Genomic DNA, 26112 nt, shown 5'->3' with positions numbered 1-26112 from the left:
GGAACTCTCCGGTATCATCGGGTGCCGCCGGGGCCGCGGCGGCGCAGCAGTTCGGCGCCGACCACCATGGCCACGGACAGGACAAAGAGGATCGAGCCGAGCGCCAGAAGGCCGGGCAAGGCATAGGAAAAGCGCATCTCGCCCATCATGTAGAGCGGCAGCGTGATGGCGTTCCCGGCGAGGAAATAGGCCAGCATGTATTCGTCGAACGAGATGATGAAGCTCAGCATCAGGCTCGAGACGATGGCCGGCATGGCCAGCGGCACGGTGATCCGCCAGAAGGTCTGCGCCGGGCTGCGGCCAAGATCACGCGAGGCTTCTTCGAAGCTGGCGTCGAGCCCCTGCAGCCGGGCGCTGAGGGTGAAGATGGCGTAGGGCAGGGCGATCAGCATATGCGCCAGCCCCAGCACCCACAGCGAGGGCTGGATATCCAGCACCTGCCGCACGAGGGTCAGCAGCGCCACCCCGAGGATGAACGTCGGCACCGCCAGCGGCACCATCAGCAGCCCCGAAAGCGCCTTCTTGCCGGGCAGCCGGTGACGGGTCAGCGCAAGCGCCGCGAGAAAGCCCACCAGCGTTGTCGCGATGGCCACGGGGATGCCGAGGCGCAGCGTCGCGAAAAGCGCCTCGAACATCGGGCCCTTGTCGGGCAGCGAGCGGTACCATTCGAGCGTGAAGCCCGACAGCGGGAAAGCGACAACATTGGAGTCGTTGAACGAAAACAGCACGATCATGGCCATCGGCGCGTGCAGGAACAGCACGAAGAGCGTGGCGACGAGCCCAAGAAGAATGACAGGCAGACGGGTCATGCGGCACCTTTGGCGCGCGGCACCGCGCGGTTGAGAACCCCAAGATAGAGCGCCACCAGAAGCGCGATCACCGTCATCGTCGCCGCCGACATTGCGGAGCCGAGCGCGACGTCGCCGCCTTGGGTGAAGATCTCGGAGATGTAGTTGCCGACCATCATGCCGGAGCGGCCACCGACGAGGCTGGGCGTGACGAAGTCACCGACGATCGGGATGAACACCATCAGCGAGGCGGCGATGATGCCGGGGGCCGACAGCGGCAGCGTGACGTGCCAGAAGCGGCGCAGTCCGGTGTCGCCGAGATCCGAGGCGGCCTCGAGCAGGTTCCGATCAAGCTTTTCCAGCGCGACGTAGATCGGCAGCACGGCAAACGGCGCCCAGGAGTGCACCAGCGTGATGATCACCGCCGCCTGACTGTAAAGCAGCCAGTCGAGCGGCTGCGCGATCAGGCCGATCTCCATCAGGCCCGAGTTGATCACGCCGTTGTAGCCCAAGATGATCTTGAAGGCGAAGACACGCAGCAGGTAGCTGGTCCAGAACGGGATGGTGATCAGCATGATCCACACCGCCCGCGAGCCGCCGGCGTGGCGGGCGATGAAATAGGCGGTGGGGTAGGCCAGCGCGAGGATAATCGCGGTAGAAATCAGCGCGATGCCCAGCGAGCGCAGGATCAGCAGCCGGAACACCCGGCCGTCCGGCCCGGTCAGCTCGGCGTAATTGGCAAGGCTCCACTGGCCGTCAAGCTGCAGGCTCTGGCCGAGGATCCCGGCCAGCGGCACCAGCATCAATGCGCCGGCCAGCAGCAGGGCCGGCGCCAGAAGCGCCAGCCCGCGGCCCGACCAGCCGCCGGGAAAGAAGCGGGAAAGGCTCATCACCGGACCTCGATCAGAAGCCCGACTTCACTTCCTGGAACGTCCGGGCGAAATCGTGGCCCGGTGCGAAATCCTGCAGGATCACCGCGTCGTTCAAGAAGCTCTGGATGTCCGACGGCAGGCCGGTCGTGGTCACTGTCTCTTCGCTGACCATATCGAAAGCTTTGGCGTTGGCGTGGCCGAAGCCATAGGTCTCGATCAGGAATTTGCCGGTTTCGGGCGACAGGATCGCGTCCATCAGATCATAGGCAGCCGCTTCGTGGGCGGCGCCGTCGATCAGCACCAGCCCGGCAACGAAGCCAAGCATCCCGGCAGAGGCGGGCATGATCTCGACCGGCGCGCCTTGGTTGCGGATCACGTTGAGCGAGCCGTTCCAGATCGGCGCGGCGGCCACTTCGCCCGAGACCAGCGCCTGTTCGACGTTGGCGCCGGCTTCCCAGAAGAAGCGGGTGAGGTCGCGCTGCTGGCGCAGTGCCTCGGTGATCTGCGCCATCTCGTCGTCGCTGGGGTTGAACGGATCGGACAGGCCAAGGTGCAGGGCGGCCATCGGGCCAGCGATGTTCGGATCGCCGATCATCGCGAGCCGGCCGGACAGTTCGGGGTTCCACATCACGTCCCATGCCGAGCCTTTGGGGCTGATCTGGTCGCTGCGGTAGGCCAGCGCCACCGTGCCCCAATCGACCGGGGCGAACATCTGCTGCCCGGCCTCGTCGCGCGCGCCGGGCACCCCGGTGAACCCCTCGATGAGGTCGCCCCAGTTGCTGAGCCGTTCGGTGTCGATGGGCTTGATCACCCCGGCGGCGTTCCACGCGGGTACGTTCGAGCTATAGGGGTGAGCGATGTCCGCCTCGAAGCCGCTCTGCAGCCGCGCGAGGTCTTCCTGCGGCGTCGAGATCAGCGGCATCTCCGGGGCGGCCCCGTATTTGTCCATGTAGCCGGGGAAGAACTCTTCGCGGTTGTAGCCCGACCACGTCAGCGACACCGGCTTGCCGCCGTCCTGTGCCTGCGCCCCGCGTAGCGGCATCACCGCAACGCCGAGGCCAGCCGCCGCGAGCGCGCGGGTAAAGCTGCGCCGGTCGAGGGTGCGGTCTGCAATACGGGTGCGAAGCTCTTGGGGGGTCATGGCGTGTCCTGTTGCTTGTGAGTCTGTGTTGGGCGGGTACTTAAAACGTTTGCATAAAAAGATCCACCCTGATGTCGCTTTTGATCCATAAAGCTGCGCATAGCGGCGTTTCTCCTTGAGAAAACTGCGTCGAGTTATTAAAACGTCATCATAAAACGGAGACATTTCCCGACTATGAGCACCATCAAGGATGTCGCGCGCCTCGCTGGCGTTTCCAACGGGACCGTGTCCCGCTACTTCCACGAGCCGCACCGTGTGCGCGCTGACACGCGCGACCGCATCCGCAAGGCGATCGAAGAGACCGGCTATTCGCCCAACGCGCTGGCCTCGAGCTTTCGCCGGGGCCATACCGGGCTGATCCTCGTGCTGGTGTGGACGATCGGCGACCCCTATTACGGCAAGGTCATGCAGGGCATCACCCGTGTCGCAACCGCCAGAGGCTACCGTGTGCACATCCGCGAGGTGGCGCCGGGCACCCTGTCGAACGCCGATCTCAACGATCTGCTGATGTCACGGCAAGCGGATGGGATCATCGTGCTTGGCGGCGATGCGCCGCATGAAAGCCGGGCGCGCCGGATCGGTGCCAGCGGGCATCCTGCCATCGTCGTCTGCGGCGAGACCGGCGATGCCGAACTGCTGCCCTATCCGCGCGTGCAGATCGATGGCCACGCGGCCGCCCGCGACCTGACGCGGCTGCTGGCCGACGCCGGGCATCGGCGCATCGCCTTCATGCGCGGAGAGGCGGACTCGCTGGTGGTGCAGGAACGTGAACGCGGCTTTCAGGACGAGGCGCTGGCGCGGGGGCTGGAGGTGGCGCCGGGCTGGCTTGTGCCGGGGCAGCTGACCATCGACGGCGCCCGCCGCGCCACCCGCGAATTGCTAAATGCGCGCCCGCGCCCGACTGCGGTGATCTGCGCCAACGACGAGATGGCGCTGGGAACGCTGGCCGAACTGCGCGCCAACGGCCTGTCCGTGCCCGGCGACATTTCGGTCGCGGGCTTTGACAACACGCGCTACGCCGAGATCTCGAACCCGGCGCTGACCACCATCGCCCAGCCCGCCGAAGAGATCGGCGAGACCGGCATGTACCGGCTGCTCAACGTGCTGAAGGAGCCCACCTCCGAGATCGGAGTGCGCTACCTGCCGCACCGGCTGGTGGTGCGCGAGTCGACGGGCGCCCCGCGCGCCTCGGACTGACGATGGGGCGCCAGCGCGGCCCTCATGTGCCTGAAAAAAAGTGGCGCTGCGGCGCCCTCCCTGCGAACTGGCCCTGCGGCTTGCAGCACGTGCTCCGGGGCATCAGTTTGTCGACAAAGCGCACATGTCGCCATGTGTCCGTCATCGAATACTTCAGGAGCCGAAATGCTCTGACGGTCAGGCGCGGCTGGCCTGTTCAGGTCTAGGGTGCCCCCCCCGAGGTTGGGTTGGGACATGGCGCTGGCGGATGGTGCCGGTCGGGCTCCCGTTTTCGCTCGCCCAAGATGCCCGTGGCAGCGCCGAAGCAGACGTAAGCCGGGTTGTTCCTGCAGGTCTCGGGTGGACGCTGTGCGTCGCCAATGCGTCGCCGAGTCCGGCGGCGGCACGATCCTCAAGGCGGAGGTCCCGAAAGCTCTCGACATCCGCAGCGCGCCGATGGTCTCGGGGTGTGAGGTCTGGGTTGCCGGTGGGGCCACGACGCGCGGCGGAGTTCGCCGAGCCAGACAAAAACGGCTGCCCGCCCGCTGCGGTGTGGCACGGTGGGACAGGCTTCCGCGCTTGGTGGCGTGTCGAACCAGCTCGCCAGCAACGGGCACAGGCGCACGACGGCGTGCCGGCAGAGCTAAGGCTTCGGCTGTGCAAATGCGGCCAAGGGCACGCCGCCCGGCCTTCGGCAATGGCCGGGCGGCGCGGTGTTTCCATCACTGCGCAAGCAGCAGTAGCTCTGCCGTGATGCAGGTGCGGTTTGCGCCGGGCACCAGAGTGCCGCTCTGCGGCACGCCGTCAAAGCCGACCGAACTGGCCTTGAGGTGCACCGACGTCCCCGAGATCTCGCCCGCATGCAGCAGCACCTCCGTGGCATAGCTGTCCTGCGCTGCGCCTTCGAAGCGGGTGGCGATCAGGCTGCCGATGCCTTCGACCTGCGCAACGGGAAGAACCTGCACAAATTGCGCAAGCTGCGCGTGGGGATCCTCGTTCGGGGCCAGTTTGCACAGTATCGCGTTCGGGTTCGGCGTTGCGCGGCCCAACGCCACCGGGGTGAACAGGTCGAACTCGGTTTCCGGATCGGCGCGCACCTCGAAGCGCGCGCCGGTGAGGCCCCAGCCCTCGACGGTCACATCTTTGGCCAGCACCGAGTCCGGGGTCAGCAGATGCCCCATGCGCGGGGTGCCGTCCTCGCCGTGCCAGAGCCCGTGGCAATGCAGAAAGGCGGCGTCGCCCTTTCGGCCCAGATGCAGGCCAGCATCGACCAGCGTGCCCGGTGCAAGCACATGCGTTTCGCTGTACCATGCCGCCCGACCGTCGCCCGGCGCGGGGGCGGGGATCACATAGGCGAGCCGCTTAAAACTGGCCTGAGACAGCCGCAAGTACGCGGCCGAGTAGCCCGCTGCCGCGACAGCCTCGCGCACCGCGTGGTCGAAGGGCCGGCCGGACGCGAGCCGCAGTACAATCGGCTCTGCCCGGCAGGGCAGGGCGGTGGCCCGGGACGCGGCGCGCGGCCCGGGATGACGGAGAGGCGGTGGCAGGCTCATTGCGCCGGAGCCGCTTCGGGCAGGTCGCCGCGTGCGTGCAGTTCTTCGCGGATCAGCTTCTTGGTTATTTTGCCGTAGGCGCTCTTGGGCATTTCGTCCCAGAACACCACATGGCGCGGCATCTTGTAGCGCGCGATCTTCGGGGACAACCAGTCAAGAAGCGCCTGCGCCGCAACGCCCTCGCCCCGAGGCACGCAGACGGCAACGCCGATCTCGCCCCACACCGGGTCCGGCACGCCCAGCACCGCGACCTCGGAAATGCCGGGATGCTGCAGGATCTTCTCCTCGATTTCGCGCGGGTAGATGTTCGACCCGCCCGAGATATACATGTCCGAGGCGCGGCCCGTCAGGTAGACGAAGCCTTCGCCATCCATGTGCCCCAGATCGCCGGTGAGGAACCAGCCGTTTCGGAAACTCTTGGCGTTGGCCTCGGGGTTGTCGAAATAGCCAGCAAAGACCGCGGGGCCGATCACCGCGATCTCGCCGGTCTCGCCGGGCGCGGCCTCGTTGCCCTCGGCGTCCTGGATCTGCACCTGCATGCCGGTGCGGGCAAAGCCGCAGGATCCGATGCGCATGGCGGCGTCGTCGACCGCGTGATGCGTGGGCGGCAGCACGGTGATATTGCCGGTGACCTCGCCAAGTCCGAAGTACTGCACCAGCTTCGGCCCCAGCACCTGCAGCGCGCGTATCTGATCGGCGCGGTACATCGGTGCGCCGGCGTAGATCATGTAGCGCAGGCTCGAATGATCGTGATCCGCCACCGACGGGTGCTCGACCAACAGCTTGACGATGGTCGGCACGGTAAAGAGGTTGGAGACCTTCCAGCGTGCCACCAGCCCCCAGATCTCGCCCGGGTCGAACTTAGGCGCGGCGGGCAGAATGGTCTTCACCCCATGCGCCACTTGCGCCAGTTGGTGAATGCCCGCGCCATGCGACAGCGGCGCGACGACGATCGAGGCGTCCTCGGGCCCGGTGCCGGGCATCAGGTCGCACAGGTGGTTGGTGACGACAAAGGCCATCTGGCCATGGGTCAGCACCGCCGCCTTGGGCCGCCCGGTGGTGCCGGAGGTGAAGAAGAACCAGCACGGATCGTCGCGATGCACTTCCGCCTGTGGCGGGCGCTGGCCAAGGTGCTCGGCGACCAGCGCCTCGTAGTCCTCGCCCAGAGTGTCGTTCTCGCCCCCGGCGATGCCGATCACAAAGCCAAGCTCGCTGCAGGCCGCGGCGTGCTCGGGGAATTCGGCACCGCACAGCAGCCCCTTGGCTTGCGCGCTTTCGGCCTGAAAGGCCAGATCGTCCGGCGACTGGCGGAAGTTGGCGGGCACCCACACAGCCCCGATGCGCCAGCAGGCGAACATCGCTTCGAACATCTGGTTGTTGTTGGCCGATTGCACCAGCAGCCGGTCGCCTTTCCCAAGCCCGAACTTGCCCTGCAGCGCGGCGGCAAAGGCGGCGGAGCGCGCCTCCATCTCGGCCCAGGTCCAGGTCTGCGCCCCCCAGACGAAGCCGATGTCATCGGGATGGCGCCGAGCGCTCTCGGTGAGGAAGTTGGCGAGGTTCATCACCCGCGTCGAGACCGGCGGCAGCCCGCCGGAAAGATCGGTGGCGCGGCTCATTTCACCCGCTCCAGGATGGACACGTAATTGGTCACCGCCGCGCCGCCCATGTTGAACACACCGGCGATTTCGGCGCCGGGGATCTGCATCTCCCCCGCGTCGCCAGCCAGCTGCATCGCCGCCATCACGTGCAGCGACACGCCGGTGGCGCCGATCGGATGGCCCTTGGACTTCAGCCCGCCCGAGGCGTTGACCGGCAGCTTGCCGTCCTTGGCGGTGATGCCTTCGCGGATCACCCGCCCGCCTTCGCCGCGTTCGGCAAGGCCCATGGCCTCGTATTCCAGCATCTCGGCGATGGTGAAACAGTCGTGGGTCTCGACCAGCGACAGGTCATCGAGGCTCAGCCCAGAGGTCTCGAAAGCCTGCGCCCACGCCCGGCGCGCACCGGCAAATTCCAGCACGTCACGGCGCGACAGCGCCATGATCTCGTTGACGTGGCTGCGCGCGCGAAAGGCGATGGCGCGCTTCATCTCCGCCGCCGTTTCCGCATCGGCGAGCACCAGCACCGCCGCCCCGTCCGAGACCAGCGAGCAATCGGTGCGGCGCAGCGGCCCGGCGACGATCGGGTTCTTGTCCGACACGGTGTTGCAAAAGGCGGTGCCGAAATCCTTGCGCATATGCGCAAGCGGGTTGGCCATGCCGTTGGAGTGGTTCTTGGCGGCGATCATCGCCAGTTCTTCGCTCTTGTCCCCGTAGCGCTGGAAATAGCTGCCGGCGATCTGGCCAAAAAGACCGGCGAAGCCGCCGCTGATGTCGGCCTCTTCCTTGCAGTAGCTGGCGCCCAGTAGGATATCGCCGACCTCCGCCGTGGGGGTGGCGGTCATCTTCTCGGCCCCGACCACCAGCGCGATGCGGCCCCGCCCGGCGGCGATGAAATCCATCGCGCCATGCAGGGCGGCGGACCCGGTTGCGCAGGCGTTCTCGTAGCGGGTGGCGGGGGTATGGGCAAAGCGCGCGTCGCCCATGGCCACCAGCGCGCCCTGAAAATCCTGCTGCGAAAAGCCGTTGTTGAACACGCCGGTGAAGATGCCGTCCACGTCCTCGGGGCTGATCCCGGCGTGCTCCAGCGCCTCGCCCACGGCGGCGGCCATCAGGCTTTCGGTGTCGGGGTGTTCGGACTTGCCAAAGGGCGTGTGGCCCCAGCCGACGATCTGTGGGTCTCGCATCATGTCCTCCTCAAATGCGGGTGCGCGCGGCGTAAAGCTGCGCGAGCGTTCCTTCTATCTGCTGCGCCGCTGCGTGCAGCTGCGCCACAAGCTCCTCCCGGCGCGGCTGTTGCATGCGGCTTTCGATGGCGGCCAGTGACAGGGCCCCGGCCAGTGCGCCGTCGGGGCGGCGCAGTGCCACCCCCATGCCCCACGAGTCGGGAAACACCAGACCGGGGTTGAGCGCGTAGCCCTGCGCGCGGGTCTCGGCGACGCGGGCGCGGATCTGTTGAGGCGGCAGGCCGGGGTAGTCCTCCTCCAGCCGCGCGGCATTGGCCGCGAGCGCCGCCTCGACCTCGGCATCGGGCAGGGCGGCCAGCATCGCCAGCGATCCCGCGCCGACCCCCAGCGGGTGCAGCCGCCCGGTCATCAGCGCGTAGGTGCGGATCGGATAGGTGCCTTCCTCGCGGTGCAGGCAGAGCGACGAGAAACCGCGGCGGATCGACAGGAAGGCGGCATCCCCGGTGTCCTGCGCCAGCCGCGCGAGGGTCTCGAACGACAGTTCCAGCAGCCCGTGCCGATGCGCCGCGAAGGTCCCGAGAATGTAGGATTCCTCGCCGAGAAAATAGCGCCGGCTGTCCGCGTTCTGCTCGACCATCCCGTTGCGGATCAGCGCCAGCATCAGCCGCCGCACGGTCGCTTTGTTGAGCCCCGAGTCGGCCACCAGCTCGCCAAGGCTCGCGCCCTCAAGCGGGCGCCGCCCGACCATGCCGAGCAGCGCCAGCGCGCGGTCGACGCTCTGGCTGCCGGCCAACGTGCCGGGGCTGCTGTCTGGCTGTGATTGTTCCATATTATGGACCGATGAGGTCCACCTCCTCCTGCGGGACTTCGGAAAGTTGCCCTGCAATATTTTGTGCCTTTCGCAATATTGCAAGTTCTTCTTGCTCGTGGCAATGAAGCTGTTCCATGATATGGATCGCATCGCGGGGCAGGGAGGCCGCGCGAGGCGAGGGCCGGTGCCGGTCCTGGACTTGGGAGGACAGAATGACTTTTGCGAAACTGGGCAGCACTGCCCTGGCAACCGTGCTTGCGGGCGCGATGATGGTCGGCGCCGCTGCCGCCGAGACCCTGCGCCTGTCGCACAACACCGGTGACACCACCACGTGGCAGAAGGGCGCCGACAAGTTCGCCGAACTGCTCTCGGAGGCGACCGATGGTGATCTGACCGTGCGCGTCTTCCCCAACGCCCAGCTGGCTGGCGGCGATCAGATGCGTCAGGCCGAGATGGTTGGCCGCGGTGCGCTCGATCTGGTGGTGACCTCGGCGATCAACGTGACCCCGCTGGTGCCGCAGATGGCGGCCTTCTCGCTGCCCTATCTCTATGCCGATTACGATCAGGTCGACGCCACCACCCAAGGCGCGCCGGGCGAGCAGCTTGCCGCGATCCTCGCCGAGAAGGGCATCATCGTTCTGGCGTGGGGCGAGAACGGCTTCCGCGAAGTGACCAACAACACCCGCCCGGTGAAGAGCCCTGAGGACATGAAGGGCCTCAACATGCGCGTCGCCGGCCCGATGTACATCGACGTGATGAACGCGCTCGGCGCGAACCCGCAGCAGATGCAATGGGGCGAGACCCTGACCGCGCTGCAGCAGGGCGTGGTCGACGGGCAGGAAAATCCGATCGGCGCGGTGATCATCCCGCAGCAGGTCTACGAGGTGCAGAAGTACCTGACGACGTGGCACTATTCCTACGATCCGATCTTCATCGGCATCAGCCAGAAGAAATGGGACAGCTATGACGCCGAGACGCAGGACAAGCTGAAGACCGCGGCGACCGAGGCGATGACCTACCAGCGCGAGATCAGCCGCGAGGCCACCGCCACCGGCATCGAGTTCCTGCGGGAGCAGGGCATGGAGGTCTACGAGCCGTCGGCCGACGAGCTTGCCGCCTTCAAGGAGGCCACCCAGCCCGCCTTCGACGAATGGGCCGAAAAGGTCGGTCCCGAGCTGGTGCAGAGCTTCCAGACCGCGATCGACGGCGCGAAGTAACCCCGAAAATACGCGTGTCCCCGCGGGGACACGCCTTTCGCCCGTCTGACCCGTGCCTGCTGATCCAACGGAGGGGCAATGGCCTTCATCCTGCGCGAGGCCGAGAAGATCATCTGCGCGGTGCTCTTCCTGGCCATGACCTTTCTCGGCTTTGCCAATGTGGTGGTGCGCTACGGCACGCATTACTCGCTGGCCGCCACCGAAGAGTTGCTGACCAACGGCTTTTTGCTGCTGACCATCTTTGGCGCCGCGATCGCCGCGCGCCGCGGTGAACATCTGGCGGTGGGTCTGCTGCACGACCTGCTGCCGCGCCCGGCGCGGCGGGTGGTCTTTGTGCTGTCTGTGCTGGCCTCGGCGCTGCTGCTGGTGCTCTCGGCGTGGTTTTCGTGGCAGGCGATGACCAACATGATGAGCAACGGCATGCGCTCTTATGGGCTGCAGATCCCCGCGTGGTACTATCAGGCCGCCGTGCCCTTCGGCTTCGCGCTGGTGCTGATCCGCTACCTGCAGCACGCTTGGGTGGTCTGGCGCACCGGCGAAGACGACGAGGTCATCCCCGATGTATGATCTGATCCCCGGCCTGCCCGCCGGCACCGAAATGGTGATCTTGTTCTTCGTGCTGCTGGCGCTGCGCGTGCCGGTGGCCTTCTCGCTTGGCCTGTCGGCGATCTACGCCATGTGGCAGATCGGCTTCGGCCTTGAACTGGCGGGCGATCTTATCGCCACGGGCATCACCAAGTTCTCGCTGCTGGCCATTCCGTTCTTCATTCTTGCGGGCACCTTGATGGGCTCGCTGGGCATCGCCGAGCGGATGATCCGTTTCTTCCGCGTGCTGATCGGCGGCACCCCCGGAGGCATGGGCGTGGTCGGCACCACCGTGTGCCTGTTCTGGGGCGCGGTGAGCGGCTCCGGTCCGGCCTCGGTTGCCGCCATCGGTCCGATGATCATCAAGGGCATGGAAGAGGACGGCTACCCCAAGGCCTATGCCGCCGGCCTCGTCTGCACCGGCGCGGCGCTGTCGATCGTCATCCCGCCGTCGATCGGGCTGGTGATCTATGGGGTGATCGCCGAGACCTCGATCTCTAACCTCTTCCTCGCCGCCATCCTGCCCGGCCTTTTCATGGGCGGGATGATGCTGCTGACGCTGCCCTTCGCGAAGCCGAAAGCAGGGCGTGCCGCCTCGCTGGAGCGGCTGAGCCCGACGCCGCATGCCGACAAAGCCTACGCAGCGCGGCTTTGGCTGTCGTTCAAAGAGAGCTTCTGGGGGCTGATGACCCCGGTGGTCATCTTGGGCGGCATCTATTCGGGCATCTTCACCCCCACCGAGGCGGCGCTGGTCGCCACGGTCTACGCGCTGCTGGTTGGCGGGCTGATCTACCGCACGCTGACCCTTGCGGGGCTCTACAAATCGCTCTCGGACGCCGCCGCCTCTTCGGCCACGGTGATGCTGGTGGTCGCCTATGCCAGCCTCTTTGGCTGGGTGGTGACGGTGGAGGACCTTGTCGGCAGCTATTCCGGCGCGCTGCTTGGCCTGTCGGGCAACGAGGCGGTGATCCTGCTGGTCATCATGTTGATCCTGCTGATCGCCGGCATGTTCATGGATGCAGTGACGGTGATGTTCATCTGCCTTCCGATCTTCTTGCCGGTGGTGCGTGAGCTTGGGTGGGACCCGGTGTGGTTCGGCGTGCTGGTCATGGTCAACCTCGCCATCGGCCTGATCACCCCGCCGGTCGGCATCAACCTCTACGTCGCCGCCAATGTCACCCGCCTGCCCATTGAGCGCGTCGCCCGCGGCGCGCTGCCCTTCCTGCTGGTCTGCGCGATCGGGCTGGCGGTGATCGGCGCCTTCCCGCAACTCTCTCTCGGCCTGCTCGGGCCTGCCAACTGAGGACCTTCTCATGACCCAGAAGACAGCGATTGTCACCGGCGCCGCCCGCGGCATCGGTCTTGCGACCACCAAGCAGTTCCTCGCCGAGGGCCGCAAGGTGGCGATGATCGACCGCGACGCCGAAGCGCTGATGACCGAGGCCGGACACCTCGAGAATGTGTTGCCGGTGGTCTGCGACGTCTCGCAGCCCGAGCAGGTGGCGGCGATGATCGACGAGGTGGCGACGAAATTCGGCCGCATCGACGCGCTGGTGAACAACGCCGGGGTGGCCGATTTCGGACCTATCGAGGAGACCAGTTTCGAACGCTGGCGCACCGTCATGGCGACCAACCTCGACGGCGTGTTCCTGTGCTCGCAGGCCGCGATCCCTGAACTGCGAAAGACCTCGGGCGCCATCGTCAATATCGCCTCGATCTCTGGCCTGCGCGCGTCCACGCTGCGGGTGGCCTATGGCACCTCCAAGGCCGGGGTGATCCAGCTGACGCAGCAGCAAGCGGCGGAACTGGGCGAATATGGCATCCGCGCCAACTGCGTGGCCCCCGGCCCAGTGCGCACCAAGCTGGCCATGGCGGTGCACAGTCAGGAGATCATCGACGCCTATCACGACGCGATCCCGCTCAACCGCTATGGATCGGAGGACGAAATCGCCTCGGTGATCGTGTTCCTGTGCTCGGACAAGGCAAGCTACGTGACCGGCCAGACCATCGCCTCGGATGGCGGCTTCCAGTCGACAGGCGTGGGGCTGCCGGCATTGAGGACCTGACCGCCGGGCGGCCTCGGGCGCGGGGCCGCGCCTGCGGTGATGAACCTTGCCGCGATGACCGCTGCCTACGGGCTGTTCGCCGCGCCGAACATCGCCTGCCTCACGGTCAGTGTGCCAGACCGTGGCGCCAAATTCTGCGACCGCGGGCGGTCTTTCGGTGCTGCGTATCCTGCGCGTCCTACATCTGCTGCGGATGACCGCGAGGCCCATCCCTCCGCCGAAGCGCCGGGGCGCGCAGCTGCGCGCACGGCGAAGGCCGCTCCATACCGGTCGCAAGCGGTGGTGTGGCAGGCACAAACGAAGAAGCGACGCGCCATCGGCGCGCCGCTTGCATTGGACCTACGGGCGTAAGCGCCGGATCAGTCGTCCCACTCGGGCAGTTCTTCCATCTCTTCCTCGGTCATCGAGGTCGAGAAGTCGCCGTCTTCATAGGTAAGCTCATCGAGCGAAATCACGATGTCCTCGTCGCCGATATCGAGGATGCCGCCGACTTCGACCACGGCTGCGACGGGCGCGCCGGACTCGTCAACCAGCAGCTCTTCGATCTCACCGATCTTGTCGCCATCTGCGTTGACAACGTCGGCGTCATCGATGCTTTTCAGGGAGGAAATATCCATCGTCTGGGCGGATGCGGCGCCTGCCACGAGGATCAGCGAAAGGGCGGACAGGGTGATGTGACGCATAAGGCCTCCAGTGTCTTTGGTTTGCTCACACCCAATGCCCGGGGCGCCATGATGTTCCATCTCAAATCAGAAACTTGCCCAAAATCTAAAGAGATAGGAAAGCGGACAGGGGGTGATATGCCCGCGTGCTGCAATGCTGCGGCAGGCGCGGCTGTACCGCGTCCTGCCTCTCACGCGCTGATCGCTCGACTCGCCGCGGTGGCGGCCGCCACGCCCGAGGGCTCGGATCGGCGCACAGGTCAATGCAGCGCACCGGCCGTGGTGAACATGGCGCCTCGGCGCGCTCTGGGGAAAGCTGGTAAATAGGCGATGTGCGGGACGGCAGTCAGTCAGGCCCACCGGTTCGCCGCGTGGTCATCGTTGATGGTGCGTCTGCTTGCAGGACATTCCGTGCCAAGGCGATGCTATGGGACAGGTGGCACCAGCGTGGTGCGTATGTGTCGCACGGGCACCACGCAGAGAGGTGTTGGTTGCGTTCCCGTTTCGTGCTATGGAGCATTTCCGCTGGCCGCTTTGCCAGCATCCCACACATGCAAGATGCTTCGCAGGACGGTGTTTTTGTCCCGTTGCGAAGCTTTGCTTGGGCGAAAGATAGGGAGACTACGCATATGGGCATTTTTACCCGCGAACAGGCATTGGCAATCGAGAAACTTCTTGAGTGCGGCATGTCCGATTTTGACATTGCCCGGAAAGTCTCGGGCCGGGGCGAGGACCCAGAACTTTTCATTGATGCCGTGGGCACCGTGCGCGAACGCCGCCAAGCGTCGACCAACCTCTGAGACTTACATTACTTATGCTCAATAGCCCGCCAGGCGTCACCTGGCGGGCTTTTTTGTGCCTGCGAAGCGCCCGGCGTCAGCGCCCTTGGGGTATTTGAACTGAATTCGGAAAGGTGGGTTTCTGGCTCATCGTAACCACCAAGGAGCGCAGATGGGACAAAAACCCGGAACACAAACGCCTTCCGCCGAGGGGGGGGGCGAAGGACATGCGTCGGCGCTGAACGGATGGAACGGGTATATTCCGTTTCCGCGAACTTCTGGACCCTGTGCGCACGTCAGGCGATGGACGCGCCTGCACCTGCGCCTGTACCGGGCGACGGGACGCACAGGATCACGCGCGCTGCCGAAGACGCTGTGACGGCCGCGATATAATGGGCGGGGAAACAGTGTGTTTCCGGTTGCGGCTCGCGATCTTTGTCGGGAATAAGGCAAGACCTGCTAAAACTTGCCAAGTTTCCAGTGCGCCGCGTCCGGCGCGCATCTTTTGTCGATGAACCAGTGACCGTTTTCAGGAGCCGATGATGCCCGAGCAGATCAAGACATTTACCTACCAAGTTGACGGGCTCTCCTACACCGCAACGCTCTATGAGCAAGACGGTGCGGTCTTCGCCGATATCGAGGTGCTCGAAGGCGCGATGGACGTGAATGCCGTTTACTTCGGCGACGACGACTTCTCCGGCCAGAGCGAGAACCTTGGCCGCGCGCTCAATATGAACGGCGCACGGCATGATGGTGACAAGGTCCAGTGGGACGGCGCGGCCGCGCTCAGTGAGCCCGGTCTTGGCCCGGATGGAGAAGACAAGGACACATATATTTCCGCTGGCGATACCTTGACCGTCGAACTGGATATCGAGTCGCTTGACGAGGTCGACATCTTTGGCATCCGCGCGACCTCTACGACGACGAAGGCAGGCTCGATCAAGGCGGTTTCCGGTGATCCGGAGGAGCCCGAGGATCCGGAAGAGCCCGAACAGCCCGAGGACCCGGAAGAGCCGACCTTCGACAAGGTGCTGTTCGCGACAGAGCTTTCAGAGTCTGGCGAGGTTTTGGACGGGGTCGGTATCGCGGCGGAGCCTTCGGATGGTGTCGTTCATGCGCTGCCCGAAGGCACCGAGCCGACGTTCGAGAATTACCTGACCTACTACGAGCAAGAGGTTGACGGCTACGACATCGCCTCGATTTCAGAATTGAAATTCTACACGCTGCACGAGGACGGGTATCCGGTCGAGCAATTCAGCATTGTCGCGCCGGAGGATGGGTTCCAAGACGCCGATGACGTGCTCGCCGCCTATGACGAAGTGATCTCTTCCGGCGCGCTTGAGGACCTCGACGCGCCTGAGGACAGCGCGGTGGATCTGGTCATGGCGCTGAACATGGATGACGAAGACTTGGAAGAGCCGGTGGAGGATGACGCGGCGTTCGAGGATGACCTCGAGCCGATTTGACCCTCGTGTCGCGCACCTCTGATTTGCCGCCTTGTTCCGCGATAGCAGAGCCCGGAGTTTGTCGATAGGCTCCGGGCATGCGCGACATAAACCTCAAGGCCACCGAGTATTTTGAAGCCGTTGCCCGGCTCGGCACCGTCACCAAGGCGGCCGAGGAACTTGGCGTGTCACCCTCGGCGGTGAGCCAGCAGATCCGGCTGCTTGAAGAGCAGTTCGGGGTCCGGCTGTTCCGGCGCGAGAAACGTCGGCTGAGCCTCACCTTGGATGGTGACCGGCTCTTTCAGACAACGACACAGGCCTTCAGCGCGCTGCGCAACGCGCGCCGCGCCATTGGCCGGCAGCACGACATTCGCAGCCTCACCGTGCGGGTGAGCCCGAGCTTTGGCGTGCGCTGGCTGGGGCCGCGGATCGCGGGCTTTGCGGCGGTCAATCCCGACTGGGCGATCCGGGTCGATGCCACGCCAGACTTCTCGGCCTTCGAGACCGAGGCGATCGATTGTGACCTGCGCTACGGGCTCGGCGGTTGGGCCGGGCTGTCGGTCGACTGTGTCATGCACGATCTGGTGCTGCCGCTGTGCAGCCCCGCCTACCTCGAGGGTCTGAAAGAAATGGCGGAGGACACCCCGGGACGGCTGGCCGAGGCGCGGCTGATCGACAGCGTGAAAGCGCTCTACCGTTGGGATATCTGGCTTGCGGCGCAGCGCATCGAGCTGCCGGCGCTGACCTATCCGTTCCGTTTCGACCGCTCGTCCATGTCGATCGAGATGGCGAAACGCGGCGGCGGGGTGGCGCTCGACAGCGCGCTGCTGTGCCTTGGTGATATCCGCAATGGCGACCTTGTGCCGCTTGCCCCGGAACTGCCGGTGATCGAGTTCGCCGCCTATTGGTTCGCCTGTCCGCGCCAGCACCTGAACCGGCGCATCGTCAAGCGGTTCGCCCATTGGATCGCCGAGGAGGCCAGCGCCCATGCCGAGGATGGGCGCCGCGTGCTCGAAGCGGCTGGCTGCCATATCCGGCGCGAGCCGGGGCCGGGGCTGATCGCGGGGCAGCAGGCTCAGTAGATGGTCAACGCCGGCACGAAAGAGACCAGCAGCAGCACCGCCAGCGCCACCGCGTAGAAGGGCAGCAGCGCCTTGACCACCGCGCCGATGCCGACCTGCGCGATGGCGGCGGAGATGAACAAAGTCGTGCCGACCGGCGGCGTGTAGAGCCCGATCGACAGGTTCAGTACCATCACGAGGCCCAGCTGCACCGGGTCCATGCCGATCGCCTGCGCGATGGTGACGAAGATCGGCCCCAGCAGCAGCACCGCCGCCGGCAGATCGAGGAACGCCCCGACCACCAGCATGACGAGGTTCAGCGCAAGGATGATCAGCCACGGCTGGCGGATGGTCTCGGCGACCCAGGCGGCCAACTCCTGCGGCACGCGCTCGGCGGTCAGCACCCATTGGATCGTCGAGGAGGCCATGATGATGATCATCACCGCACCGGTCATCACCGCGGCATCGACGCAGGCCTGCCAGATGCCGCCCCAGGTCAGATCGCGATAGAGCAGCCCGCTGACCAGCAGCGCGTAAGCCACCGCCATGACGCTGACCTCGGTGGGGGTGGCGATGCCAAAGCGCAGCGTGCCGATGACGAAGATCGGCATCAGCAGCGCCGGGATGGCCATGAAAAGCTCGCTTCGGAAGGCCGCGAAGCCGCCGGCGAGCGGCGAGCGCGGCAGGTCGCGGCGGTTGGCGACGATCCAGATCATCGCGAACATGCCGAGCCCCAGCATCACCCCGGGCAGGATGCCCGCGATGAACAGATCGATGATCGACGTGCTCGACACCAGCCCGTAGAGGATCAGCGGGATCGACGGCGGGATCAGCACCGAGACGGTCGAGGAGGCCGAGTTGATCGCCGCGGCGAAGCCGCCGGGATAGCCCTGCGCCTTCTGCACCGGGATCAGCGCGTTGCCGAGCGCCGAGGCATCGGCCACCGCCGAGCCCGAGACGCCGCCGAACATCACCGAGCCGATGATAGAGACCTGTCCCATCCCGCCTTTCATGTGCCCGACGAATAGCCGCGCGATGTTCACCAGAAAGACGCCGAACCGGCCCGACATCATCAGGTTCCCGGCGAGGATGAAGAACGGGATCGCCAGCATAGGGAAGCTCTGCGTCGGCGTGTAGAGCCTCTGGACCATGACCGCGAGCGGTTTGCCGTCGAGCCAGAGCGCCGCCGCGACCCCGCCGAGCATGGCGTGGGCCACCGGTACCGACAGGGCCAGCAAGGCAAAGAAGATCCAGATGAGCGGCGCGGTCATGTGGCGGGCCTCCTTTCGCGGAGTTCAACTGAAGCCGGAGATGTCGGCAGGGTCGACGGATTTGCCGGCCAGCACCGAGAGCAATTCCAGCGCGGCGATCACCGCCATGCCGGCAAAGGCGTAGATCAGGCTCGAATAGCCCCAGACCTGCTTGATGCCGAGCGTGGCGAGGGTCTGGAAGGTCGAGGCCTTGAGGATCGGCGGGCTCGAGGTGAGCACCGAGATGCAGATCACCAGCACTGCGGCATGAACCGCGAGGATGATGACGCGGCGGGCGCCAAGGCTCAGCACGTCGGGCAGGATGGTGATGGCGATATTGACGCCGCGGGCGGCGGCGATCACCACGCCCGCGGCCACCAGCCACGGCAGCAGCAGCGCATGGATCTCATAGGCCCAGGCGATGCCTTCCCCCACCGTGTAGCGCAGGACGACGTTGAGCAGCAGCAGCACGAACATGAAGGCAAGGCACGCCACGGCAATCACCCGACCGCTCCAGTCAAGCAGGTGGATGCTGGCCCCGGAAACGGTGAGGACGAGGCCCGAAGGCCCCTGTCCAATCCGCGACGCGGCGCTCATTCCAGCCCGGCTGCGGACTTCAGCGCCGCCACAAGGTCCGGGTAATCCTCGGCGTAGTCGTCGTAGACCGAGGCGGTCGCCTCTTGGAACGCGGCCTTGTCGGCCTCGGCGAAGGTGGCGCCTTCCTCTTCCATGATCGGGCGCAGTGTCTCGTCGCTTTCCAGCACCATCTGGCGCTGCATCTCGCCGGCTTCGGCGGTGGCGTCGAGCGCGCATTGCTGCGCCTCCTCGCTCAGCCCCGACCACCACGACAGCCCGGCGACCACCGGGGTGGATTCATACTTGTGACCGGTCATGGTGACGTAGGGCGTGATTTCGTGCAGCTTGGCCGAGTGGATGTTGACCAGCGGGTTCTCCTGCCCCTCGAACACCCCCGATTGCAGCGCCGTCGGCAATTCCGACCACGCCAACGGCGCCGGGTTGGCGCCGAGCGCCTCAAAGATCGCCAGCGTCATCGGATCGGGCGGGGTGCGGATCTTCATGCCCTGCACGTCCTCGGGCGCGGTGACGTGCTTGCCGGTGTGGGTGATGTTGCGGATGCCATTGTCCCAGAACCCGAGCACCTTCAGCCCCGAGCTCTGCGCGCGCGCGTCGATCATCTCGCCGACCTCGCCGTCGAGCACCGACCAGGCAGTCGGCAGGTCCTCGAAGAGAAAGGGCAGGCCGAGCAGGCCGACCTCGGGCACCACCTGGCTCATGGCGCCCTGGCTGTTGGCCGAGACCTGGATGACTCCGGCCGCGGCAGAGGTCAGCATCTCGGCGTCGTCGCCCATCGTCGCTGCGGGGGCGTGGTTGACCTCTTCACCGGAGCAGGCGGCGTATAGCTCGGCCCATCTTTCGGCTGCGATATAGCGCGGGTTGCCAGGGTTCGAGCCATGGGCAAAGATCACCTCTGCCGAAGCCGCGCCGGTGAGCGCCGTGGTGGCGACGATTGTCGCAAGAATGGTCGTTTTCATAGTTTCCTCCCTCTCGAAAACGAAGTTGGGCCCGTCTCCCCTCGGGCCGTAGGTTGGTTTAATGGATCAGCGAACCTCCGTTCACGTCGACCTCGGTGCCGGTGCAATAGGCCGACAGGTCGGAGGCCAGAAACAGCGCGCAGCCGGCAACGTCCGACGCTTCGCCGGCGCGGCCCATCGGGATGCCGGCCAGCACTTCGGCGCGCATCTCGTCGGTCAGCTTTCCGGCGGTGATGTCGGTGGCGATAAAGCCCGGGCAGATCGCGTTGGCGCGCACCCCGTCCGGGGCCAGTTCGCGCGCCATTGCCTTGGTCAGCCCCAGCACGCCGGCCTTGGCCGCCGAGTAGTGCGGCCCGCCAAAGATGCCGCCGCCGCGCTGTGCCGAAACCGACGACAGGTTGACGATGGAGCCCGCGCCTTGCGCCCGCATGGCCGGGATCACCGCCTGGCTCATGTAGAGCGTGCCGCGTAGGCTGACGTCGGTGACCGCATCGTAGTTCTCGGGGCCGATCTCCATGAGTTTCAGCGGTTGCGTGATCCCCGCGTTGTTGACCAGAATGTCGATGCGCCCGAGCGTGTCGGTCACGCGCTTCGCCACCCCCGCGCAGGCGGCCTTGTCGGTGACGTTGCCCTCAAGCCCGATATGGCTCGTGCCTAGCAGGTCCGCCGCGGCGGCCTCGGCGGCGGCAAGGTCGAGATCGGTGATCACCACCGTTGCCCCATGCTCGGCAAAAAGCTGTGCGGTGGCCTTGCCCAGCCCGCGTGGGCTGGCCGCACCGGTGATAATCGCGATCTTGCCGTCCAGCAATCCCATTGGTGTCTTCTCCTCCCTCGTCTGGCGTCCGGCCCGCGGGCTCAGAGCCAGCTCTTGACCTGCTCGACGACCCGCTTGGTCGAGAGCCCATACATGTCGTGCAGCGTCGGCAGCGCGCCGGCCTCCAGAAATTCGTCTGGCAGGCCGATCATCCGGAACGGCGCGCTGACCCCGGCCAGCATCAACGTCCGCGCCACGGCCTCGCCCAGCCCACCGTTCACCGAGTGGTTTTCGGCGGTGACCACCAGACGCCCGCCCTTGCGCGCCTCGGCCACGATGGTGTCTACGTCGAGCGGCTTGATCGTCGGCACGTGCAGCACACCAAGGCCGATGCCGTCGGCCTCCAGCGCCTCGGCGGCATCGAGCGCGCGCATGGTCATGATCCCCGAGGAGATCACCAGCGCATCGCCGCCATCGCGGATCAGCTGTGCCTTGCCCAGTTCGAACCGGTAGCCCGGTTTATGCCGGCTCAGCACGCTGGGCACCTTGCCGCGCAGCAGGCGGGCGTAGACCGGGCCGTCGTGGGCCAGCATCGCCGGCACCATCCCGGCAACGTCGCAGGCATCGCAGGGATCGATCAGCACCATGTTCGGCAGGCCGCGGAAGATCGCGAGATCCTCAAAGGCCTGATGGCTCGGGCCGTATCCGGTGGTGAGGCCGGGCAGGGCGCAGGCGATCTTCACTGGAAGGTTCTCTTCGGCGATGGCCATGGCGATGAAGTCATAGGCCCGGCGCGCGGCGAAGACGGCGTAGGTGGTGGCGACGGGCACGCAGCCTTCGCGCGCCATGCCAGAGGCTGCCGACATCAGAAGCTGCTCGGCCATGCCCATCTGGTAAAAGCGGCCCGGCATCGCCTGCGCAAAGACATGCAGGTCGGTGTATTTCGCCAAATCCGCCGAGAGGCCGACGATGCGCGCATCGCGCTGCGCCGCCTCGACCAAGGCGTGACCGAATGGGGCCGAGACGGTGTCGTACCCCTCTGCCGCCAGCGAGGCGATCATTGCCGAGGTCGCGGCCTTTTGCGCGGGGGGCGTGCGGCGCTCGTACTTGCGGGCCATCGAGTCCAAGGTCATGCGGGGCGTCCCTCTTCCAGCTTGTCGAGCGCCTTGGCCCATTCGTCCGGCTCCACCCGCACGAAGTGGGTGATCTCGCGCGCCTCAAGGAAATCCACGCCCTTGCACATGGTGGTGTTGCAGATGATCACCCGCGGCTTCGGCTCGGCCAGATTGCGCGCGGTATCGAAGGCGGCGACCAGCGCGCCGAGGTCATTGCCGTCGACCTCCTGCGCGTGCCAGCCGAAGGCTTCCCATTTCGGGGCCTCGGCCCCCACGGCGAGCGCGTCTCGGGTCGGTCCGTCGGCCTGCTGGTTGTTGAAATCGACGACGCAGATCAGGTTGTCGAGTTTCCATTGGACCGCCGACATCACCGCCTCCCAGGTCGAGCCTTCGCCGAGTTCGCCATCAGACATCAGGTTGTAGACGAAGGCCGGGTTCAGCTTGCGCTTCAGCCCCAGCGCCATGCCCACGGCGATCCCCAGCCCATGCCCCAGCGAGCCGCCGGTGATCTCCATGCCGGGGGTATAGGAGGCCATGCCAGACATCGGCAGGCGGGAGTCGTCCATGCCGTAGGTTTCAAGCTCCTCTTCGGGCAGAATCCCGGCCTCCATCAGCGCAGCGTAAAGTGCGATGGCGTAGTGCCCGATGGACAGCAGAAACCTGTCGCGGCCCTCCCACTCGGGGTCCTCGGGCCGGTAGTCGAGCGCGTGGAAATAGGCCGTCGCAAGAACGTCCGAGATCCCCAGCGCCTGGCCGATATAGCCCTGACCCTGCACCTCGCCCATCAGCAGGGCCTTGCGGCGGATGTTCCAGGCGCGCAATTCCAAGGGCACGTTGGACAACGCGCCGGTTGATGGCTGGACGCTCATGCTCTCCTCCCGATGATCGTCTGATCCCAGAGGTAGCATGCCGGGGCGCGTTCGCAGATTTCGAAATCTGCAATAGCTTGTTAGATTTTCTAAACATACTTGCGGACGATTGCTCGTCTAGCCTCACGCGGGCCGCGCGCTCCACGCGCGGTGCTTGGGAGGACAACTATGGCCGATATCCAGTCGATGGCGCATGCCATCCGGTTTCTTGCGATCGACGCGATCCTGAACGCGGGGGAGGGGCATCAGGGGGTGCCGCTCGGCATGGCCGAGATCGCGGCGACGCTCTATGCCCGCAAGCTGAAGGTCGATCCTGCCGATCCGCTCTGGCCGGACCGCGACCGGGTGGTGCTGTCGAATGGCCATGGCTCGATGCTGCTTTATGCGCTGCTGCACCTGTCGGGCTTTGAGGCGGTGACGACCGAAGCCCTGCGCAGCTTCCGGCGGCTCGGGTCGGTCTGCGCCGGGCATCCCGAGATCGAGCAGCACGCGGGGATCGAGATCACCACCGGGCTGCTTGGGCAGGGCATTGCCAGTGCCGTCGGGATGGCCGTCGCCGAGGCACGGCTTGCGGCGCGCTTCGGCCCCGATTTGGTCGACCACCGCACCTGGGCCTTCGTCGGCGATGGCTGCTTGCAGGAGGGCATCGGGCAGGAGGCGATTTCTCTGGCCGGGCACCTGCGGCTCGGCAAGCTGACCTTCCTCTGGGACGACAATCACATCACCGATGACGGCGACACCGCGCTGTCGATAAGCGAGGATGTTCCCGCTCGTTTCGCCGCCGCCGGCTGGCATGTGCAGAGGCTGGACGGCCACGACATCGACGCGATCTCGGAGGCCCTGGACGCCGCTTGCACCGACCCGCGCCCGTCGCTGCTTGCCTGCCGTACGCGCATTGCCCGCGGCCTGCCACGGCTCGAAGCCACCCGCGGCGGCCATAGCGCGCCGCTGACAGAGCAGGACGCGCAGGAGGCGCGGGCGGCGCTTGGCTGGACCGCACCGCCGTTCGAGGTGCCTTCGGCGGTCTTGGGCGACTGGCACGCCGCGATGCGCCGGGGCGCCGCGGCGCGGGCCGACTGGCAGGCCCGGCTGTCAGGGGCGGACGCGCGCGCCGAGTTCGAGCGCTGGACCTCGGGCGCGCTTCCCGCCGACTGGCCGGAGACCTCTGCCGCGATCCGCGACACTGCGCTTCAAGGTGACCCGCGCCCGACCATCACCGCGTCCGGAGAGACCTGCGACGCGCTTGGCACAACGCTGCCCGAGCTTATGGTGCTCTGCGCTGACCTCGAGGCCCCGACCAACCACAAGCGCGGGCGCACCGCCTTTACCGCCGATGAGCGCGGCGGAAGCTATGTGCATTGCGGCGTACGTGAGCACCTGATGGGCGCGATGATCGGCGGCATCGCCGCGCACGGCGGGCTGCGTCCGGTCAACGTCACCTATCTGGCCTTCGCGGACTACGAGCGCCCGGCGATGCGCATGGCGGCGCTGATGCGGCTGCCCGGGGTTTTCGTGTTCAGCCACGATTCCATCGGTGTCGGCAGCAACGGTCCGACCCATCAGCCGGTGGAGATCCTCGCAAGCTTCCGCGCCATGCCCAATATGCGGGTGTTTCGCCCCGCCGATGCAGTGGAGACCGCCGAGGCCTGGCAGATCGCACTGGAGACCAAGGATGGTCCGAGCCTGCTGGCCCTGTCCAAACAGGCCGCCGCCCCGCTGCGGCGCGAGGCGGGCGAAAACCTCAGCCGCCGCGGCGCCTATCTGTTGTCTCCGACCTATGCCGACCGCGACCTGACGATCCTCGCCACGGGCACCGAGGTCGCGCTCGCCATGGCCGCGCGGACGCAACTCGCCGCAGAAGGGATACGCGCGGCCGTGGTGTCGATGCCCTGCTGGGAACTCTTCGAAACGCAGCCCGAGACCTATCGCGCCGAAGTGCTGGGCACGGCGCCGCGCATCGGCGTCGAGGCGGCGCTCGAGTTCGGCTGGCAGACATGGCTGCGCCCCGGCGACGCTTTCATCGGCATGACGGGCTTTGGCGCCTCGGACCGCGCCGAGCGCCTCTTTGAGCACTTCGGGATCACCGTCGAAAGCATCGTCGCGGCCGGCAAGACTTTGGCCAAGTGAACGGGCGCTACAGGGGTGTCGCGGGCGCCCTGCTGCAGGCGACCCTCCGTCCAGCGCTCGGGCACCGCTGCTTGTCGGACCAGCAGCGCCTGTCCGGCGTGGCCTGCGGTTCGAGAAGATCAGTCATCGCCGCGCCGAAACAGCTATGCAAACCGTCGCCCCAGATGATGCAACCCTCCGAAGGCCGGTCGGTGCGGAAGCTGTTCGGTTGGAGGATGCGGTCGCGGTCGAACATCGCCGAGGCGGTGACGAGACGGCCCATCGCGTTTCGCGGGAACGCCGCAAGGTGATACTTGCTGGCTTGGGGTGATCGGAGGGCACTCCTGTGCCCTCCTGCGCCGCAAGTCAGGTGTTGCCCATCAGTTCGCTGATCTCAACCGCGCGCCCCTCGGTCATCGAACGCTGTGCGGCAAGCCCCATGAGCACCGCCCATTTGCCATCCTGCAAGGAGACCTCAGGCGCCGGTCGCTCGCCGCGCACCAGTTCGAGGAAGCCGCGATGCTGGTAGAAGGTCGAGCCGTTGTGGTCGCCGGCCTCCAAAATGGTCGGATCGACGGGGATCTCGCGCACCTCCGGCCCCTTTGGCTCGCGCGGCGAGACGATCACCTGCGGCACCGGCGCAGCGCCCAGATGCGCCGGCCAGAAGCGGCCCGGCCCCGGCACCAGCGCCTCGATCTTGCCCTTCGGGCCAACCGCCGAGATTTCTTCTTGGTAGCGCGAGCCCTCGGCGAACATGCATAGCTCGAGCATGGCACGGGCGCCGCTCTCGAACTCGACCATCACGTAGCCATGGTCGAAAATGTCGGGCGTCTCGCCGGCGTAGGCCTCGTCGAGATGGTTCGCCGCCTGTCCCCCCATGGCCATCACGCGCACCGGGTCGGACTTCAGCGTGAGCCGCATGAGATCAAAGAAATGGCAGCATTTCTCGACGAACGTGCCGCCGGTGTAACGGTTGAAGCGGTTCCAGTCGCCGACCTTTTCGAGAAACGGGAAGCGGTGCTCGCGGATGGTCAGCATCCTGACGCCGCCGGTGGCTGTTTCGGCCTCTTCCAGCAGTTTGGCGACGGGCGGCATATAGCGGTATTCCATCGCCACCCAGACCGGCGCGGGGTAGCTCTTGGCAAAGGCGTCGATCGCAGCGGCATGGTCCGGGTCGGTGAACAGCGGCTTTTCCACCAGCACGGGCAGGGGGCGTTTGTGGGCGATTTGCTGCAGCTGTTCCACATGGCGAAAGTTCGGGCTGGCGATCAGCAGGCAATCGATCTCGGCCACATCCAGCAGCGCCTCGATGCTGTCCACGAACTGAGCCCTCGGGGCGAACTGCCGGGCATGGGCGCGCATCTCGGCATCGGGCTCGAAGATTGCGCCGATGGCGGTGTTTTCCAGCAGCGCGATGTTGCGCAGATGCTCTTGTCCCATCATGCCGCAGCCGATGATGCCATAGGTGATGGTCCGGGTCTCGCTGCGCGCGAGGGTCTGGGTCGTCATTGGGAATTCCTCCTCCCT

24 protein-coding genes and 1 pseudogene are annotated in these 26112 nt (G+C 66.2%); 10 read left to right on the top strand and 15 right to left on the bottom strand.

The genetic code is table 11. The annotated features are described in order from the left end of the window. Positions 1-14 precede the first annotated feature (14 nt). Genes ACXAJT_RS11295 through ACXAJT_RS11285 form a run of 3 tightly spaced genes read right to left on the bottom strand, consistent with a single transcriptional unit; the run spans position 15 to position 2801 of the window. Positions 15-809, bottom strand: a complete 795-nt coding sequence (locus ACXAJT_RS11295; RefSeq protein WP_475235331.1) for an ABC transporter permease — start codon at positions 807-809, stop codon at positions 15-17. Beyond that, on the bottom strand, positions 806-1678 hold the full coding sequence (locus ACXAJT_RS11290) for an ABC transporter permease (RefSeq protein WP_475235329.1): 873 nt from the start codon (positions 1676-1678) through the stop codon (positions 806-808). Before ACXAJT_RS11290 ends, ACXAJT_RS11295 begins: the two co-directional genes overlap by 4 nt. Before the next feature lie 13 nt (positions 1679-1691). Continuing rightward, complete coding sequence (locus ACXAJT_RS11285) at positions 1692-2801, bottom strand: ABC transporter substrate-binding protein (RefSeq protein WP_475235328.1); 1110 nt, start codon at positions 2799-2801, stop codon at positions 1692-1694. Between the two features lie 174 nt (positions 2802-2975). On the opposite strand from ACXAJT_RS11285, the gene ACXAJT_RS11280 reads away from it, so the two are divergent. After that, on the top strand, positions 2976-3998 hold the full coding sequence (locus ACXAJT_RS11280) for a LacI family DNA-binding transcriptional regulator (protein WP_475235327.1): 1023 nt from the start codon (positions 2976-2978) through the stop codon (positions 3996-3998). A 701-nt stretch (positions 3999-4699) separates the two neighbouring features. On the opposite strand, the gene ACXAJT_RS11275 is transcribed toward ACXAJT_RS11280, so the two are convergent. The 4 genes from ACXAJT_RS11275 to ACXAJT_RS11260 are packed head-to-tail and all read right to left on the bottom strand — an operon-like array spanning position 4700 to position 9141. Continuing rightward, the gene (locus ACXAJT_RS11275; protein WP_475235325.1) at positions 4700-5530 is read right to left on the bottom strand and encodes a PPC domain-containing DNA-binding protein; all 831 of its coding nucleotides are present in this window, start codon (positions 5528-5530) and stop codon (positions 4700-4702) included. Then, entirely contained in the window at positions 5527-7146 is a 1620-nt protein-coding gene (locus ACXAJT_RS11270; RefSeq protein WP_475235323.1) for an acyl-CoA synthetase, read from the bottom strand. The genes ACXAJT_RS11275 and ACXAJT_RS11270 overlap by 4 nt, the downstream gene beginning before the upstream one ends. Further along, entirely contained in the window at positions 7143-8312 is a 1170-nt protein-coding gene (locus ACXAJT_RS11265; protein WP_475235321.1) for an acetyl-CoA acetyltransferase, read from the bottom strand. Before ACXAJT_RS11265 ends, ACXAJT_RS11270 begins: the two co-directional genes overlap by 4 nt. A gap of 10 nt (positions 8313-8322) precedes the next feature. After that, positions 8323-9141: an IclR family transcriptional regulator gene (locus ACXAJT_RS11260; protein ID WP_475235318.1), complete on the bottom strand. Its 819-nt coding sequence runs from the start codon at positions 9139-9141 to the stop codon at positions 8323-8325. Positions 9142-9335: 194 nt separating this feature from the next. Here ACXAJT_RS11260 and ACXAJT_RS11255 point away from each other — a divergent pair, with 194 nt between their 5' ends. The 4 genes from ACXAJT_RS11255 (at position 9336) to ACXAJT_RS11240 (ending at position 12991) form a co-directional block, all read left to right on the top strand. Next, positions 9336-10340, top strand: coding sequence for a DctP family TRAP transporter solute-binding subunit (locus ACXAJT_RS11255; RefSeq protein ID WP_475235316.1), 1005 nt, complete (start codon positions 9336-9338; stop codon positions 10338-10340). Between the two features lie 78 nt (positions 10341-10418). After that, positions 10419-10907 carry a TRAP transporter small permease gene (locus ACXAJT_RS11250; protein ID WP_475235314.1) on the top strand — a complete coding sequence of 163 codons (489 nt, stop codon included), beginning with the start codon at positions 10419-10421 and terminating at the stop codon, positions 10905-10907. Then, the gene (locus ACXAJT_RS11245; protein ID WP_475235311.1) at positions 10900-12228 is read left to right on the top strand and encodes a TRAP transporter large permease; all 1329 of its coding nucleotides are present in this window, start codon (positions 10900-10902) and stop codon (positions 12226-12228) included. Before ACXAJT_RS11250 ends, ACXAJT_RS11245 begins: the two co-directional genes overlap by 8 nt. A gap of 10 nt (positions 12229-12238) precedes the next feature. Then, positions 12239-12991 (top strand): SDR family NAD(P)-dependent oxidoreductase, encoded by a 753-nt coding sequence (locus tag ACXAJT_RS11240; protein WP_475235309.1) that lies wholly within the window; start codon positions 12239-12241, stop codon positions 12989-12991. Positions 12992-13350: 359 nt separating this feature from the next. Here ACXAJT_RS11240 and ACXAJT_RS11235 read toward each other — a convergent pair whose 3' ends face one another. Then, the gene (locus tag ACXAJT_RS11235) at positions 13351-13674 is read right to left on the bottom strand and encodes a PRC-barrel domain-containing protein (protein WP_475235308.1); all 324 of its coding nucleotides are present in this window, start codon (positions 13672-13674) and stop codon (positions 13351-13353) included. A 608-nt stretch (positions 13675-14282) separates the two neighbouring features. Here ACXAJT_RS11235 and ACXAJT_RS11230 point away from each other — a divergent pair. The 4 genes and pseudogenes from ACXAJT_RS11230 to ACXAJT_RS11215 all read left to right on the top strand — a co-directional run bounded on the left by ACXAJT_RS11230 (position 14283) and on the right by ACXAJT_RS11215 (position 16959). After that, entirely contained in the window at positions 14283-14453 is a 171-nt protein-coding gene (locus ACXAJT_RS11230; RefSeq protein WP_475235305.1) for a hypothetical protein, read from the top strand. Between the two features lie 219 nt (positions 14454-14672). Continuing rightward, positions 14673-14825: pseudogene (locus ACXAJT_RS11225) on the top strand (hypothetical protein); the annotation flags it as partial. A 149-nt stretch (positions 14826-14974) separates the two neighbouring features. After that, the gene (locus ACXAJT_RS11220) at positions 14975-15898 is read left to right on the top strand and encodes a hypothetical protein (RefSeq protein ID WP_475235303.1); all 924 of its coding nucleotides are present in this window, start codon (positions 14975-14977) and stop codon (positions 15896-15898) included. 77 nt (positions 15899-15975) lie between these two features. Next, a complete protein-coding gene (locus ACXAJT_RS11215) occupies positions 15976-16959 on the top strand; it encodes a LysR family transcriptional regulator (RefSeq protein WP_475235301.1) in 984 nt (327 codons plus the stop codon). Here the strand turns inward: ACXAJT_RS11215 and ACXAJT_RS11210 are convergent. From ACXAJT_RS11210 to ACXAJT_RS11185, 6 genes are read right to left on the bottom strand one after another with little or no spacing between them, the layout of a single operon-like run. After that, positions 16953-18209 carry a TRAP transporter large permease gene (locus tag ACXAJT_RS11210; protein WP_475235298.1) on the bottom strand — a complete coding sequence of 419 codons (1257 nt, stop codon included), beginning with the start codon at positions 18207-18209 and terminating at the stop codon, positions 16953-16955. The two genes, ACXAJT_RS11215 and ACXAJT_RS11210, sit on opposite strands and share 7 nt — an antisense overlap. 24 nt (positions 18210-18233) lie before the next feature. Beyond that, positions 18234-18785: a TRAP transporter small permease gene (locus ACXAJT_RS11205; RefSeq protein WP_475235295.1), complete on the bottom strand. Its 552-nt coding sequence runs from the start codon at positions 18783-18785 to the stop codon at positions 18234-18236. After that, positions 18782-19741, bottom strand: a complete 960-nt coding sequence (locus tag ACXAJT_RS11200; protein ID WP_475235294.1) for a TRAP transporter substrate-binding protein — start codon at positions 19739-19741, stop codon at positions 18782-18784. Before ACXAJT_RS11200 ends, ACXAJT_RS11205 begins: the two co-directional genes overlap by 4 nt. 58 nt (positions 19742-19799) lie before the next feature. Continuing rightward, complete coding sequence (locus tag ACXAJT_RS11195; protein ID WP_475235293.1) at positions 19800-20555, bottom strand: SDR family NAD(P)-dependent oxidoreductase; 756 nt, start codon at positions 20553-20555, stop codon at positions 19800-19802. 41 nt (positions 20556-20596) lie between these two features. Beyond that, complete coding sequence (locus ACXAJT_RS11190) at positions 20597-21628, bottom strand: transketolase family protein (protein ID WP_475235292.1); 1032 nt, start codon at positions 21626-21628, stop codon at positions 20597-20599. Next, on the bottom strand, positions 21625-22479 hold the full coding sequence (locus ACXAJT_RS11185; protein ID WP_475235290.1) for a transketolase: 855 nt from the start codon (positions 22477-22479) through the stop codon (positions 21625-21627). The genes ACXAJT_RS11190 and ACXAJT_RS11185 overlap by 4 nt, the downstream gene beginning before the upstream one ends. A 168-nt stretch (positions 22480-22647) precedes the next feature. On the opposite strand from ACXAJT_RS11185, the gene ACXAJT_RS11180 reads away from it, so the two are divergent. Next, positions 22648-24606 (top strand): transketolase family protein, encoded by a 1959-nt coding sequence (locus ACXAJT_RS11180; protein WP_475235289.1) that lies wholly within the window; start codon positions 22648-22650, stop codon positions 24604-24606. A gap of 345 nt (positions 24607-24951) precedes the next feature. Here ACXAJT_RS11180 and ACXAJT_RS11175 read toward each other — a convergent pair whose 3' ends face one another. Further along, entirely contained in the window at positions 24952-26094 is a 1143-nt protein-coding gene (locus tag ACXAJT_RS11175) for a Gfo/Idh/MocA family protein (RefSeq protein ID WP_475235287.1), read from the bottom strand. Positions 26095-26112: the final 18 nt, after the last annotated feature.

It is taken from the genome of Salipiger sp. ABF4_146 (assembly GCF_056161345.1).
Note: the sequence above shows the minus strand (reverse complement) of the source record. Positions and strands in the feature narration are given on the sequence as shown.